The 13,155-nt window shown below is 69.5% G+C and carries 16 protein-coding genes; 11 read left to right on the top strand and 5 right to left on the bottom strand.

Annotated features, from left to right (window positions below):
• Nucleotides 1-142 precede the first annotated feature (142 nt).
• The 7 genes from JW792_RS02545 (at nt 143) to JW792_RS02515 (ending at nt 6,985) form a co-directional block, all read left to right on the top strand.
• Nucleotides 143-574, top strand: a complete 432-nt coding sequence (locus JW792_RS02545) for a MarR family winged helix-turn-helix transcriptional regulator (protein WP_135994230.1) — start codon at nt 143-145, stop codon at nt 572-574.
• A 73-nt stretch (nt 575-647) separates the two neighbouring features.
• Nucleotides 648-1,706, top strand: a complete 1,059-nt coding sequence (locus JW792_RS02540; protein WP_135994231.1) for a DUF5694 domain-containing protein — start codon at nt 648-650, stop codon at nt 1,704-1,706.
• 77 nt (nt 1,707-1,783) lie between these two features.
• Nucleotides 1,784-2,815 carry a strictosidine synthase family protein gene (locus JW792_RS02535; RefSeq protein WP_135994232.1) on the top strand — a complete coding sequence of 344 codons (1,032 nt, stop codon included), beginning with the start codon at nt 1,784-1,786 and terminating at the stop codon, nt 2,813-2,815.
• 74 nt (nt 2,816-2,889) lie between these two features.
• Nucleotides 2,890-3,666, top strand: coding sequence for an enoyl-CoA hydratase (locus tag JW792_RS02530; RefSeq protein WP_135994233.1), 777 nt, complete (start codon nt 2,890-2,892; stop codon nt 3,664-3,666).
• Between the two features lie 4 nt (nt 3,667-3,670).
• Nucleotides 3,671-4,579 carry an aminotransferase class IV gene (locus JW792_RS02525; protein WP_135994234.1) on the top strand — a complete coding sequence of 303 codons (909 nt, stop codon included), beginning with the start codon at nt 3,671-3,673 and terminating at the stop codon, nt 4,577-4,579.
• Nucleotides 4,579-5,331, top strand: coding sequence for a sulfotransferase-like domain-containing protein (locus JW792_RS02520; RefSeq protein WP_135994235.1), 753 nt, complete (start codon nt 4,579-4,581; stop codon nt 5,329-5,331). The genes JW792_RS02525 and JW792_RS02520 overlap by 1 nt, the downstream gene beginning before the upstream one ends.
• A gap of 73 nt (nt 5,332-5,404) precedes the next feature.
• Nucleotides 5,405-6,985 carry an AMP-binding protein gene (locus tag JW792_RS02515; protein ID WP_135994236.1) on the top strand — a complete coding sequence of 527 codons (1,581 nt, stop codon included), beginning with the start codon at nt 5,405-5,407 and terminating at the stop codon, nt 6,983-6,985.
• Nucleotides 6,986-6,989: 4 nt separating this feature from the next.
• Here JW792_RS02515 and JW792_RS02510 read toward each other — a convergent pair whose 3' ends face one another.
• Nucleotides 6,990-7,700, bottom strand: coding sequence for a 1-acyl-sn-glycerol-3-phosphate acyltransferase (locus JW792_RS02510; protein WP_206340884.1), 711 nt, complete (start codon nt 7,698-7,700; stop codon nt 6,990-6,992).
• 297 nt (nt 7,701-7,997) lie between these two features.
• On the opposite strand from JW792_RS02510, the gene JW792_RS02505 reads away from it, so the two are divergent.
• From JW792_RS02505 to JW792_RS02495, 3 genes are all read left to right on the top strand, one after another.
• On the top strand, nt 7,998-8,390 hold the full coding sequence (locus JW792_RS02505; protein WP_135994238.1) for a DUF2237 family protein: 393 nt from the start codon (nt 7,998-8,000) through the stop codon (nt 8,388-8,390).
• A 65-nt stretch (nt 8,391-8,455) separates the two neighbouring features.
• Nucleotides 8,456-8,746, top strand: a complete 291-nt coding sequence (locus JW792_RS02500) for a GNAT family N-acetyltransferase (RefSeq protein ID WP_135994239.1) — start codon at nt 8,456-8,458, stop codon at nt 8,744-8,746.
• Nucleotides 8,747-8,756: 10 nt separating this feature from the next.
• Nucleotides 8,757-9,068 carry a GNAT family N-acetyltransferase gene (locus tag JW792_RS02495; RefSeq protein ID WP_135994240.1) on the top strand — a complete coding sequence of 104 codons (312 nt, stop codon included), beginning with the start codon at nt 8,757-8,759 and terminating at the stop codon, nt 9,066-9,068.
• A 110-nt stretch (nt 9,069-9,178) separates the two neighbouring features.
• Here JW792_RS02495 and JW792_RS02490 read toward each other — a convergent pair whose 3' ends face one another.
• From JW792_RS02490 to JW792_RS02480, 3 genes are all read right to left on the bottom strand, one after another.
• Complete coding sequence (locus JW792_RS02490) at nt 9,179-9,460, bottom strand: hypothetical protein (RefSeq protein ID WP_135994241.1); 282 nt, start codon at nt 9,458-9,460, stop codon at nt 9,179-9,181.
• Between the two features lie 69 nt (nt 9,461-9,529).
• Nucleotides 9,530-10,777, bottom strand: a complete 1,248-nt coding sequence (locus JW792_RS02485; protein WP_135994242.1) for a PQQ-dependent sugar dehydrogenase — start codon at nt 10,775-10,777, stop codon at nt 9,530-9,532.
• Between the two features lie 85 nt (nt 10,778-10,862).
• A complete protein-coding gene (locus JW792_RS02480) occupies nt 10,863-11,165 on the bottom strand; it encodes a hypothetical protein (protein WP_135994243.1) in 303 nt (100 codons plus the stop codon).
• A gap of 131 nt (nt 11,166-11,296) precedes the next feature.
• Here JW792_RS02480 and JW792_RS02475 point away from each other — a divergent pair, with 131 nt between their 5' ends.
• A complete protein-coding gene (locus JW792_RS02475) occupies nt 11,297-12,772 on the top strand; it encodes a serine hydrolase domain-containing protein (RefSeq protein WP_135994244.1) in 1,476 nt (491 codons plus the stop codon).
• Between the two features lie 34 nt (nt 12,773-12,806).
• On the opposite strand, the gene JW792_RS02470 is transcribed toward JW792_RS02475, so the two are convergent.
• Nucleotides 12,807-13,154, bottom strand: a complete 348-nt coding sequence (locus JW792_RS02470) for a hypothetical protein (protein ID WP_135994245.1) — start codon at nt 13,152-13,154, stop codon at nt 12,807-12,809.
• Nucleotide 13,155 lies beyond the last annotated feature (1 nt).

The raw sequence follows: 13,155 nt of genomic DNA, 5'->3' as shown, positions 1-13,155 counted from the left end.
GCGTCGGGCGAGAAGATGGAATCTCCTGGAATGGAATTAATCCCATGCAATGGAAGATTATTGGTTCCATTTTGGCATTAAATGTAAGCCGGCACGTCCCGAAATCTTTCACACCTGAAGGAATCGCGGCAGCGTCGTGGTCATGGCACGCGTTCGCGCCGTCGACCGGCGGCTTTACCTCCTCATCGAGATCGCGGCCCGGCGCCTGCACCGGGATGCCGATGCGCGCCTGCGCCAGGAAGCCCAGGTCAGCGCGAGCCAGGCGGCCGTGCTGTTCCTGCTCCTGCGCCGCGGCGAGCGGCGCATGGGCGCGATCGGCGAGGTTCTGGCGCTGGGCGCCCCGGCGGTCACCGGCCTCGTCTCGCGCATGGAAAAGGCCGGCCTCGTCACGCGTTCGCCCGATCCGAACGACCGGCGCGGCGCGCTCGTCGCCCTGACCGAGGCCGGGCGCGAGGCGGGAGAGCGTGCCGACGCGGTGCTGCGTGCCTTCAACGGCGAGATCACCGAGCGGCTCGGCGAGCGCGACGCGGACATCGTCTACGACGCGCTGACCCGGCTCGCCACAGGCGAGTGAGGACGGCGCATCCGCATCTGCGCCGGGCGGCATCTTTTCGCGAGAAGACGCAAGCCAAAGAGAGAGCTCCCCCATGATGTTTCGCGCCCTCGCCCTTCTCCTGCTCGCCGCACCGGCCGCCGCGCAGGACCGGTTCTCCCCCTCCGACCTCGATCCGCTCGCGGTTTCCGCCCCGACCGAGGTCATGGTGCTCGGCACGCCGCACCTGTCCGCCGCGCCGGACGACTTCACCACGGACATGCTGGAGCCGGTGCTGCAGCGCCTCGAGGCCTTCGCCCCCACCCATATCGCGATCGAGGCGGTCTCCGGCGAGCACGCCCGTTTCCTGGCGGCGGAGGCGGCGCGCTATCCCGGCGTCGCCGAGCAGTTCGCGGGCACCGCGCTGCGCCTGTCCGGGCTGGCCGGGGAGACCGTGGCCCTGACCCCGGGCGAGGCGGAATCCGAAGCCGCTGGCCTGGCCGGGACGGCCATGACGCCGGCCGGGCACCGCGAGACGGCGGCCCTGTTCGCCCGGGCCGGCGATCCCTGGTCCGCGCTGGTGCACTGGCTGCAAATTCCGGAGGGCGCGCGCACGGCAGGCGGGCCGGTCGGCGAGGAACTCGCCGCCGCGCTCGACCGGCTGGCGGCCAGCCGGAACGAGAGCGCGGCGATCGGCGCGGTGCTGGCCGCCCGTCTCGGCCACGACCGCGTCTGGCCGATGGACGACTGGACGGCGGGCGACCTCTTCCTGTCCGTCGTGCCGCGCCTGCAGGCGGCGATCGAAAGCGATCCGGCCCTGCAGGGTGTGATGTCCGATCCCGCCATGGCCGAGACGCAAGCCGCCTACCGGCGCCTGACCTCGCCCGAGGAGGTGCTGGAGGTCTACCGGCTGTTCAACGAACCCGGGGCGCAGCCCGCCCGCGCGGCGGCCGAATGGGGCGCCTTCCTGCGCGCGGCGGGCGATGCCGAGGCGGCCCGCGCCCGCGTCGTGGCCTGGGAGGCGCGCAATCTGCGCATGGCCGCCCATATCCTGGAAGCCACGCGCGGCATGCCAGGTGCGCGGGTCCTGGTCATCGTCGGGGCCTCGCACAAGCCGTATCTGGAAGCCGCGCTCGACGACCTCGCCCTGGTGGACATCGTGGAATTCGAATAGGGCGCGATTGGCGAAAGGGTTAACGCGGGTGTAAGCTTTTCGTCCACGCGGCGCGAAAGCCGCAAGGGGAGGGCTTCATGCGAACATTCCTGATCGGTCTCGTCATCGTCGTGCTGGCGCTGGCGCTGCGCATGGCCTTCGTCGTCGCGCCCGCCGCGGGCACCTTCGCCGATCTCGAGGAGACCGGTCTTGCCGGGTGCGAGGCGCTGACCATCGCGCCGGGCACCGAGGACGTGACGATCCATCCCGTGACCGGCCTGGCCCTCGTCTCGACCGCCGAGCGGCGCGGCGGGGACAGCGCCGGCAACGCGATCTGGAGCTTCGATCCCGCCGATCCGCAGGCGAGCCTGACGCGGCTCACAGACGCGCCGGAAGACTTCGTGCCGCACGGCATCTCGCTCCTGGTGCGCGAGGGCGCGCCGGACCGGCTCTTCGTGGTCAACCACCCCCGGGCGGGCGGTCACCGCATCGAGATCTTCGAGTTCGACGCCGAGGGCGCGCTGACCCACGTGGATTCCATCACCTATCCCGAACTCTCCTCGCCCAACGACGTGCTGGCGGTGGGCCCGCGCAGCTTCTACGCCACCAACGACCGGCGCTATGCCGAGGGCCTCGCCTCCCAGATCGAGGCCTTCTTCGGCCTGCCGCTGTCGGGCGTGTCCTATTTCGACGGCGAGGCCGGGCGCATCGCCGCCGACGGGCTGATCTACGCCAACGGCATCAACATGAGCGCGGACGGGCGCTTCATCTACGTGGCCGAATTCCTGGGGCGGCGCGTCAATGTCTACCGGCGCGCCGCGGACGGCAGCCTGGAGCGCGTCGACCGCATCGCGGTCCACACCGGGGCGGACAATATCGAGATCGGGCCCGAGGGCGATCTGTGGATCGGCGCCCATCCCGACGTGTTCGCCTTCCTGGACCATCTCGAGGATCCCGGAGCGATCGCGCCGTCCGAAGTCGTGCGCGTCGATCCGGAGACCGGCACGGTGACGCGCGAACTGGTCGCGCTCAATGGCCAGATCGACGCTTCCAGCGTGGCCGCCGCGAGCGAGGACAACCTGATCGTCGGCGCGGTGTTCGACGACCACGTGCTGATCTGTCCGCGCTGAGCCTCGCAAGTTTCCGCGCTTGACCGCACCGCCCGGTCTCCGCTGAGATCGCATCGCTCAGCGAGGAGACAGGCATGACCGACGCCATCCGGGTCGAGACCTCCGACTACATCCGCACGATCCGCTTCAACCGTCCCGACAAGAAGAACGCCATCACCCGGCCGATGTACACGGCGATGGCCGAGGCGCTGGAAGACGCCAACGCGAACCGCGAGGTGCGCGTCGTCGTGCTGGCGGGAAGCGAGGGCGTGTTCACCGCCGGCAACGATCTCGTCGACTTCATCGAGGCTCCGCCCCATATCGGCGGCGGCGACATGCCCCCGGTGGAGCGCTTCATGCGCGCCCTGATGGATTGCGAGAAGCCGGTGATCGCAGCCGTCGACGGGCTCGCCATCGGTATCGGCACGACGCTGCTGCTGCATTGCGACCTCGCCTACGCCTCCGACCGGGCGGTGTTCAAGACGCCCTTCGTCGATCTCGCCCTCGCCCCCGAATTCGGCTCCAGCCAGATCCTGCCCGGGCTCGTCGGGCGCGCGGTCGCGGGCGAACTCCTGCTGCTGGGCGAGAGCTGGGACGCGGCAAAGGCGATGTCGCGCCACCTCGTCGCGGACGTCTTTCCGGCCGGCAGGCTGGAGGAGGAGGTGACGCACCGTGCCCGCACGCTGGCGGCGAAGGCCCCCGGCGCGGTGCGTGCGGCCAAGGCGCTGATGACCCGGCCCGGGGAGCCCCTGGTCGAGCGCATCGTGCGCGAGGGGGGCATCTTCGCCGACCTCTTGCGCTCGGAGGAGTTCAAGGAGGCCGTCACCGCCTTCATGGAACGGCGCAAGCCCGACTTCTCGAAATTCGGCTGATCCGATGGCCAAGGGCAGCCACGAATATGTCGACGATCCGCGCAATGCGGACATCCGCATCTGGATCAACGGCGAACTCCACGCGCGCGACCAGGCCAAGGTCTCCGTCTTCGATTCCGGTTTCATCCTCGGCGACGGCGTCTGGGAGGGATTGCGCGTCCACGAGGGCCGCATCGCCTTCCTCGACCGCCATCTCGACCGGCTCTGGGAGGGCGCGAAGGCGATCGACATGGAGATCGGCCTCACCCGCGAGGCGCTGACCGCGGCGCTCCACGAGACGCTCGAAGCCAATGGCATGCAGGACGGCGTCCATATCCGGCTGATGGTCACGCGCGGCCTCAAGGCAACGCCCTACCAGGACCCGCGCGTGACGATCTCGAAGGCGACGGTGGTCATCATTCCCGAATGGAAGACGCCGAAGCCTGAGACCGCCACGCGGGGTCTGAACCTCTTCACCGTCCATGTCCGGCGCGGCTATCCCGACGTGCAGGATCCCAAGCTGAACTCCCATTCCAAGCTCAATTGCATCACCGCCTGCATCCAGGCCGCCAAGGCCGGCGCGGACGAGGCGCTGATGCTCGATCCGCACGGTTTCGTGGCGACCTGCAACTCGACCCATTTCTTCATCGTCAGGAAGGGCGAGGTGTGGACCTCGACGGGGGATTACTGCCTGCCCGGCATCACCCGCGGCGTAGTGATCGAGCTGTGCCGCGAGGCCGCCATCCCGGTGTTTGAGAAGAATTTCTCCCTGACCGAGGTCTACGGGGCGCAGGAGGCCTTCGTGACCGGCACCTTCGCCGGGCTCGCCCCGGTCTCGAGCGTGGACGGGCGCAAGATCAGCGAGGGACGCGGACCGATGGTGGAGCGCCTGCAGCGCCTCTACCTGGAGCGCATCGCCCGCGAGAGCGCCTGATGGCCGGCGACACGGTCCGCATCTGCCTGTGGTCGGGGCCGCGCAACATCTCCACCGCGACGATGCGGTCCTTCGAGGCGCGCGGGAACTGCGCGGTGTGGGACGAGCCCTTCTATGCCTGGTATCTGAAGGAGACCGGGATCGACCATCCCGGCCGCGAGGAGACGCTGGCCCTCTGGCCTCACGATGCCGACGAGATCGCCCGGCGCTGCGCCGGTCCGGCGCCGAACGGGGAAGCGGAATTCTTCCAGAAGCACATGTGCCAGCACATGCTGCCCGGCCTCGACCTGTCCTGGACCGCGGCCTGCCGGCACGTCTTCCTGATCCGCGACCCGGCCGAGGTCGCGGCAAGCTATTTCGCGACGATGGACCGGGCCACCAGCGCCGATCTCGGCGCGCTGCGCCAGCTCGCCCTGTTCGACGAGATCGCATATGTCACCGGGCGCAGCGACTGGCCGGTCGTGGAGGGGCGCGACGTGCTGGCCGATCCGGCCGGCATGCTGCGCGCGGTCTGCGCGGCGATCGACATCCCGTTCCGTACCTCCATGCTGTCCTGGCCGGCCGGACGGCGCGCGAGCGACGGACCCTGGGCGCCGTTCTGGTACGCCCGGGTCGAAGCCTCCACCGGCTTCGACGCGCCCCGCGCCAGCCCGCACCCCCTGCCTGACGAACTCGAACCGGTCGTGGCCGCCTGCCGGCCGGCCTACGAGGCACTCAAGCGGCGCAAGCTCGCGGCGCCGCGCGCGCACTGACCGCCGGAACGGCCCCGTCCCGCCGGGCGTTTAAATCCCGGTCGGCCTGCCCGGCGCAGACAGCGAGACGCTCATGGCCGAGACGTTCGAAGGACCGGAGCTGACGCTTCCGGACGATTTCCCCAAGACCCTGTTCCAGGGGCTGCTCGACGCCGAGTCCGGGCACGGCGGCTCGACGCGGATCGTCGAGGACGCCGATTTCGGCGCGATGAGCTATCGCGAGCTGATCCGCGCCGCCCTCGCGCTCGCCCGCCACCTGTCGCAGATCACCGAGCGCGGCGAGCATGTCGGCGTCTTCCTGCCCACCGGCGTTCCCGCCGCCATCGTGTTCTTCGCGCTGCAGGCCGGCGGGCGCGTGCCGGCCTTCTTCAATTACGGCCAGGACGCCAAGACGGTCGCCGGCGCGTGCGAGACCGCGGGCGTGAAGCGCGTGATCAGCTCCAGGACCTTCGTGAAGGCCGGCGATCTCCAGGACACCGAGGACGCCCTCGCCGAACATGCCGGCATCGTCCACCTGGAGGACCTGAAGGACGCGACGGGGATACTCGACAAGGCGTATGGCGCGGCCGGCGAAGCCCTGCCCGCCCTGGTGCCCGACCCGGCCGATCCGGAGGACGTGGCCGTCATCCTCTTCACCTCCGGCACCACCGGCGCGCCCAAGGGCGTCGCGCTGAGCCACGCCAATATCCTGGCCAACATCGCCCAGTGCCGCCAGCATATCGAGTTCGAACCCGACTGGGTGTTCTTCAGCCCGCTCCCGGTGTTCCACAGCCTGGGGCTCACGGGCGGGATGCTGCTGCCGATCCTGACGGGCCGGCGCACCGTGCTCCACCCCAATCCGCTGGAACGCAAGACGATCATCGAGCGCCTGCACGAGACCGGCGCGAACGTGCTGGTGGCAACCGACGCGTTCGCCCGGCTCTATGCCCGCGAGGCCGGGGAAGGCGAACTCGACACGCTGAAATATCTCGTGCTCGGCGGCGAGCCCGTGCACGACAAGACGCGCGAACTCTGGGACGAGCACAGCCCGGCCGTGCTGATCGAGGGTTACGGCCTGTCGGAGACCGCCCCGGTGGTCGCGCTGAACCGGCCGGACGCCAACCGGCCCGACAGCGTCGGCACGCTGGTCCCGGGCATGGAGGCCAAGCTCGAAGAGGTGGAGGGCGTCAGCGAGGGGCGCGAGCTGCACGTGCGCGGCCCCAACCTGATGATCGGCTATCTCGATCCCGACGATCCGGGACGGATCGTGGCCTATGAGAAGGACTGGTTCGACACCGGCGATCTCGCGAGCGTCGACGAGGACGGCTTCATCACCATCACCGGACGGGTCAAGCGCTTCGCCGAGATCGGCGGGGAGATGATCTCGCTCGACCGGGTGGAGAGGGCCGCGAGGGATCTCTGGAGCGAGGCCAACCATGCCGCCATGGCGGTGGAGCGCGAGGAAGGCGAGACGATCGTGCTCGTCTCCGACGCCGAGGAGGCCGGGCGCGAGGCGTTCTCCGGCTATGTGAGCGAGCACGATCTCGACAAGCGCCTCGTGCCGGGGCGCGTCGTGAGGGTGAACTCGACCCCGATGACCCCGACCGGCTCGCCGGATTACCCGCGCATCCGCGACATCGTGCGCGAGGAGGCCGAGGGCGAGCCCACGACCTGACGCCTCAGGGCGCGAACGCCTTCCCGGGGTGGCCGGGCAGATCGTCCTGCACGAAGCAGCGCAGGCGCTCGCTCACCGCGTCCTCGTCGCCCTGCCCGATCTCGCCGGCGTCGATCGGCGCGCCGAACTCGAGTTCGAAGCGCTCGCCCTTCTTGTTGAGGAATTCGTGGAACAGGGTGACGTCGCGCAATTCTTCGGAAAAACGATCGAAGATATTGAAAAGTCTGGAATATGGGCCAGAGAGATGGGCCGGCACGATATCGACGCCGTGCTTGCCTGCGAGCGAGACGAAGGTCGCCTCCCAGGGCTCCTCGCGCAGCTCGCCCTCGCGCATGCGGGCGATGGCACCGGCCGGGAAGATGACGATCGCGCGTTCGTCCCCGATCATCTCCAGCGCCTGGCGCAGCGTCTCCTTGGAGGTTTCCATCGTGCGCTCTTCGGGCGGCCAGACGACGGGCACGACCGCCTCGCCGAGGCCGGGACAGATGCGCTCGGCGTCCTCGTTGGCGAAGAAGGCGACGTCCGGCCGGCGCCCCTTCAGCGCATCGTAGAGCGCGATCCCGTCGGCGATGCCGGTGGGATGGTTGACGACGACGAGACACGCCCCCTGCCGCGGCACGCAGCCGACCGCTTCCACCGACAGGTCGAGCTCCAGGAGATCGCTGGCATGGTCGAGCGCCTCGTAGGCATCCATGTCGGCGATGTCATCGGCCATCTCGCGCGCGCCCTGGTAATTCAGCAGCGCATAGAGCGGCGGCTTGACGAGCGGCCAGACCGGGCTGGCCGACAGGCCGGGCGCGCGCTCGCGGATGAGCTGGTCGACGATGTGACGCTCGGTCTCCGCGCCGGTATCCTCGTGCCTCGACAGGGCTCGTCCTCCCTTTGCGCGCTCGTGCGCAGTCAGAGAAAAACCGCTGCGCGGGGCGGAACGTTCCTGCAGCGTGCGGGGCGCCAGACTGGCCGATCGGCGCGGCGCGCCCTACCCTGATCCCGGCAAGAGGAGGACGAGCCCATGCCTTTCGATCACACCGGACGGGGCGGAGCCGGCGGGGCGCGCAACGTGCTCGGCGGGCCGCTGAAGGCGTGCGGCAGCCATCCGGTGACCGGCTTCTTCCGCGACGGCTGCTGCAATACCGGTCCGCAGGATCGCGGCATGCACACGGTGTGTGCGGTGATGACGAGGGACTTCCTCGCCTTCTCCATGAGCCGGGGCAACGACCTGTCCACCCCGCGCCCCGAGTTCGACTTTCCCGGCCTCAGGCCCGGCGATCGCTGGTGCCTGTGCGCGGCGCGCTGGCTGGAGGCCTTCGAGGCGGGCCTCGCCCCCGGAGTCGATCTCGCCGCGACGCACCTGACCACGCTCGATATCGTGCCGCTGGAGGCGCTGAAGGCCCACGCGCTCTGACGATCGCGAAACGCAGGCCGTCGTCGCCGCGTTGACAATCGAGGTGAGAAAAAGGAGCTAAATCCATGATCGAGCTTGATATCCACGAAATCCGCGATGGCGGGCGCGGGCGCTATTTCGTCTCGCACGGCGAGAAGGGCGAGAGCGAGCTGACCTACACGCTGCGCGACTCCACCATGGTGATCGATTACACCTACACCCCGCCGGTGATGCGCGGGGAAGGCGTGGCGGGACGGCTCGTCGAACGCGCGGTCGAGGACGCGCGCGAGCGCGGCTGGACGATCCGCCCCGTCTGTCCCTACGTGAAGATCAAGATCGACCGCACGCCGGCCTGGCACGACGTGCTGGAGGCCTAGGAGAGGCGCGATGAGCGACGATACCGGAATCGAGATCACCGAGGAGCGCGGCGAGACCAAGGGCCGCTATGTCGCGCGTGCGCCCGGCAAGCCGGACGCGGAGCTGACCTACTCCATCGCCAACGAGCACCTGATCATCGTCGATCACACCTTCGTGCCCGACGACTGGCGCGGGTCGGGGATCGGCAAGCGGCTGGTGGAGCGCGTCGTCACCGATGCGCGTGCGCGCGGCATCCGCATCGTCCCGCTCTGCCCCTTCACCAAGGCGCAGATCGAGAAGCATCCCGAATGGCAGGACGTGCTCGGCGGCCGGGCGAAGTGACAAAAAAGAGCCGGAGGCGTCTTGCCTCCGGCCAGGTGGGTCGTGCTCACGAGGGGCAAACACCAGGCAAGCCTCTCCCCGGAGTCTTTAGATAAGGTAATTGAACGTGTTCACTCCCGCCGGGCCGGCGGGTTGTGGCGCTGCGCCTCGGTGCGCTCCAGCACCCGGTCGAAGGGATGGGGCACGTAGCGCTTGGCCCTGACGAGCCAGCGGTCGAAGCCGGGATTGTCGTAGCGCGCCATCTGCACCCGGGTCCGCACGAAGGTGGAGTTGGAGATCAGCAGCGCCAGCCCGGTCGCGATCATGATCAACCCGACCGGGATCGGCGTCCAGAACAGCGGCAGCCCGGCGAGGATCAGAACGATGCCGATGAACTGATAGACGAAAGACATGGATCTCCCTGCGTTCCCCGGACCGGGAACGAACTCCGGCCGCGGCCGGTTCCGCCGCCTTCAGCCCCCTCAATCCTGCGCCGGGACGATCCTGAGGATCGTGGCATTGCTCTCGTCGGAGACGTAGATCGCGCCGTCCGGGCCCTGTTCGACCTCGCGGATGCGCCCGTCCATCTCCAGCCATTCCTCGCCGGTCACGCGCTCGTCCTCCAGCGTCAGGCGAACGAGCTTCCGGGAGGCGAGCCCGCCGACGAAGATGTCGCCCCGCCACTGCGGGAACAGCTCGCCGTCATAGAAGATCATCCCCGAGGGCGCGATGACCGGGTCCCAGAAATAGACCGGATCGATCATGCCCGGCAGGCTGGCGCGCTCGTGCTGGGGCGTGCCGTCATACTGCTCGCCATAGCCCACGACCGGCCAGCCGTAATTGCCGCCCGGTTCGATCAGGTTGAGCTCGTCGCCGCCCTGCGGCCCGTGCTCGATTTCCCACAGCCGCCCGTCGGGCCCGAGCGCGGCGGCCTGGCTGTTGCGGATACCGTAGGCATAGACCGCATCCGCGCCCGCGCTCGTCGTGGTGAAGGGATTGTCCTGCGGGATGGAGCCATCCGGCTCGATGCGCACGATGGTGCCGATATGGTTGGTCGGGTCCTGCGCCAGCTGGCGCGGAGCGGGGTGGAAGCGTTCGCCGAGCGTGACGAAGAGCGTGCCGTCCTCTCCCCAGACCAGCCGCGAGCCGAAATGCATCGAGGAGTCCCAGGCCGGCTGCTGGCGGAAGATCACCTCGAGCTCCTCGAGGGCGCTGCGGTCGTCCGACAGGCGGGCACGCGCCACCGAGGTGCCGTTCTCGCCCTCGCCACGCGGTTCGGAAAACGAAAAATAGATCAGTCTGTTATCTGGGAAATCCTGATCCAGGACGATATCGAGCAACCCGCCCTGGTCGTCGGTGTCGATCGCGGGCAGGCCCTCGATCGGCCCGGAAGCCTGGCCCCCGGACAGCACGTGCAGCGTGCCGGACTTCTTCGTGAACAGGATGTCGCCCCCGGGCAGGAAGGTGAAACCCCACACCTCGCCGAGGCGCTCGCCGACGGTCTCCACCCTCCAGTCGTGGGTCTGCCCGGGCAGCGGGGCGCGCGTCTGGCCCTCGAAGGCCGGTTCGAACCCGGTGTTGCGGTCGCCGAAATCCTCGGACTGCGGCTGCGGGGCCATCGCCGGGCGCTCGGACTGGTCCCAGCCGCTATCCACGACCGGCGGCGCCTCCCCCTCCGGCGAGCAGGCCATCAGCAGGACGGGCACGAGGAGGATCGGCAGGCGGGTCATGGAACGGGCCTCTGAGGCGGTGGAACGAAGCGTCTGTGTTCCGCGAAACGTTCCGCCCCGGGGCAGAGTTGCGCATCCGGCCTTCCTATTTTCGCTTCTTACCGCCCTCCCGGTCGCGCCGGCGCTCCTCCTCGCTGCGGCAGGCCGTGCGGTCGATCGGGTCGGCCAGGCGCGTGGGCAGGTAGCGGCAGGCCTCCAGGAGGGCGCGGTCGAACCAGTGATAGCGGCTGCGCAGGCCGCGCAGGCGCTCGGCCCCGGTCTCCGACCCCGTGATCAGCAGGGCGAACCCCAGCGCGACGAGGACGGCGCCGAACGGGATCGGCAGCCACATCCAGGGCAGGCCGATCAGGATCAGGCACACGCCGAGAAACTTGTAGAGAGCGCTCACGGCCGCTCACCTCCTTCACGCGACGAAACGGGCCTGCGGGGACGGCGGTTGCCCGCCGGGCTGCGGCGGCGCGGCGATTGCCATCCCGGCCGCGATGGGCAAGTCTTCACCCGCTGCAAAGGGGGAACGCCATGAAGCGCATCGTCGTCCTGCTCCTGGTGCTGGCGCTCGTCGCCGGCGGCGTGATCTTCACCCGCACCGGGCTGCACCGCATCTACCTGCCCACCGCCACCGGCATCACGGCCAAGCAGGTCTGCTCGCTGCACTTCGTCTCCGGCTTCACCCCGCAGCGGGCCCGCGCGCTCTATGTCGACCCCCTGCTCGGCGATGCCGCTCGCCTCGTGTCCGCGACGGTCGGCGAGAACGAGGTGCGCTCCAACCTCCTGGGCTTTCTCTACGGCCAGCGCGCCGTGTTCCGCGAGGGCATCGGCTGCACGCTGGTCCATGACGGGCGCGATTTCGACGAGACCCTTTCCCTGCCCTGGGACCGCCCCTTCGAGGCGATGACGCTCGACGCGGCCCACCGCGATGCGGCCTTCGACACGCACGCGCTGGAGGCCGCGATCGACCAGGCCTTCTCCGAGCCCGAGGGCGGGGGACGCAACACGCTCGCCGTCGTGGTGCTGCACGAGGGCCGCCTCGTGGCCGAGCGCTATGGCGACGGCGTCACGCCCGCGACGCCGCTGCACGGCTGGTCGATGACCAAGAGCCTCGCCGCCACGCTCGCCGGGGCGATGGTCCACCGCGGCGAGATCACGCTCCAGGCGCGGGCCATCACCGACGAGGAGGTGCTGGAGGAGACCCCGCAGAAGGGCGAGATCACGCTCGAGCACCTCCTGCGCATGACGGCCGGGCTCAGGCTCGACGAGAGGAATGACGGCACCGATCCCAATTCGCAGATGCTGTTCACGCAGAGCGACATGGCGGCCTGGGCGGCGCGCCAGCCCCTCGTCCACGAACCCGGCACGCACTGGCAGTACATGAGCGGGCAGACGGTGCTGGCCACGCGCGCCATGCAGGACGCCCTGCCCGGCCCCATGATCGAGGACCTCGCCGCCGTGCGCGAGCGCGTCTTCGCCCCGCTCGCCATGCATTCGGCGATCTTCGAGACCGACGAGGCCGGCACGCTGCAGGGCAGCTCCTACATGTATGCGGCCGCGCAGGACTGGGCGCGCATGGGCCAGGCCTATCTCGACGACGGCCTCGCCCCGGACGGCACGCGCGTCTTCGGGCCCGGCTTCGACGAGATCGTCGCCACGCACACCGTGGGCGGCACCCGCGAGGGCGCGGCCGGAGATCGCGATTATGGGCTCGGCTTCTGGCTCGGCCATCCCAGCGTCGAGGCGCTCTCGGGAACGGTCTACATGGGCGGATTCCAGGGCCAGCGCGCCTTCATCGTCCCGGACGCCGACCTCGTCGTGGTCCGGCTCGGCGCGACGAATTTCGCCGATGACGGCACGTTCGCCCTGCTCGCCAACGTGTTCGCCGCGCTGCACCCGCAGATGGACCCGGTCGAGGCCGTCGAGGGCTTCGAGACGCCCGGCCCGGCCGACCTGCCGGTCGAGGACGAGGACACCGTCGGCGAGCCGGAGGGCCTGCCGCAATAGCCGGCCCGCGTGCGGCGGCTCCGCCCGGATCGGGTCAGGGAGCCGTCGGCGCGGAACTCGATCCGGCCTGCTCGAGCCATTCGAAGAGCAGCAGCGCGAAGTAGAACTGCCTCGGCTCGACACCGCCGGGCTCGCTCAGCACGAAGCGGCCGCCGATCTCGTAGGTGTCGACCCGGCCGCCCTCCTCCACCTTCACGATCAGTTCCGGTGCGATCGGCGGAGCCGCAGACGCCGGCGAGCCGCGCGAGAACAGCGCGACCAGCCAGTCCCACAGGCTCCTCCGGCTCACCCGGCGGAACTCTTCCATGAACATGTCGGTCTGGGCCTGGTCGAGCGTCAGGCGCCTGGCGACGGCGGGAAATTCGACGGTGATGGTGGCCATG

The organism is Marinicauda algicola, from assembly GCF_017161425.1.
GTDB classification, from domain to species: Bacteria; Pseudomonadota; Alphaproteobacteria; order Caulobacterales; family Maricaulaceae; genus Marinicauda; species Marinicauda algicola.
Note: the sequence above shows the minus strand (reverse complement) of the source record. Positions and strands in the feature narration are given on the sequence as shown.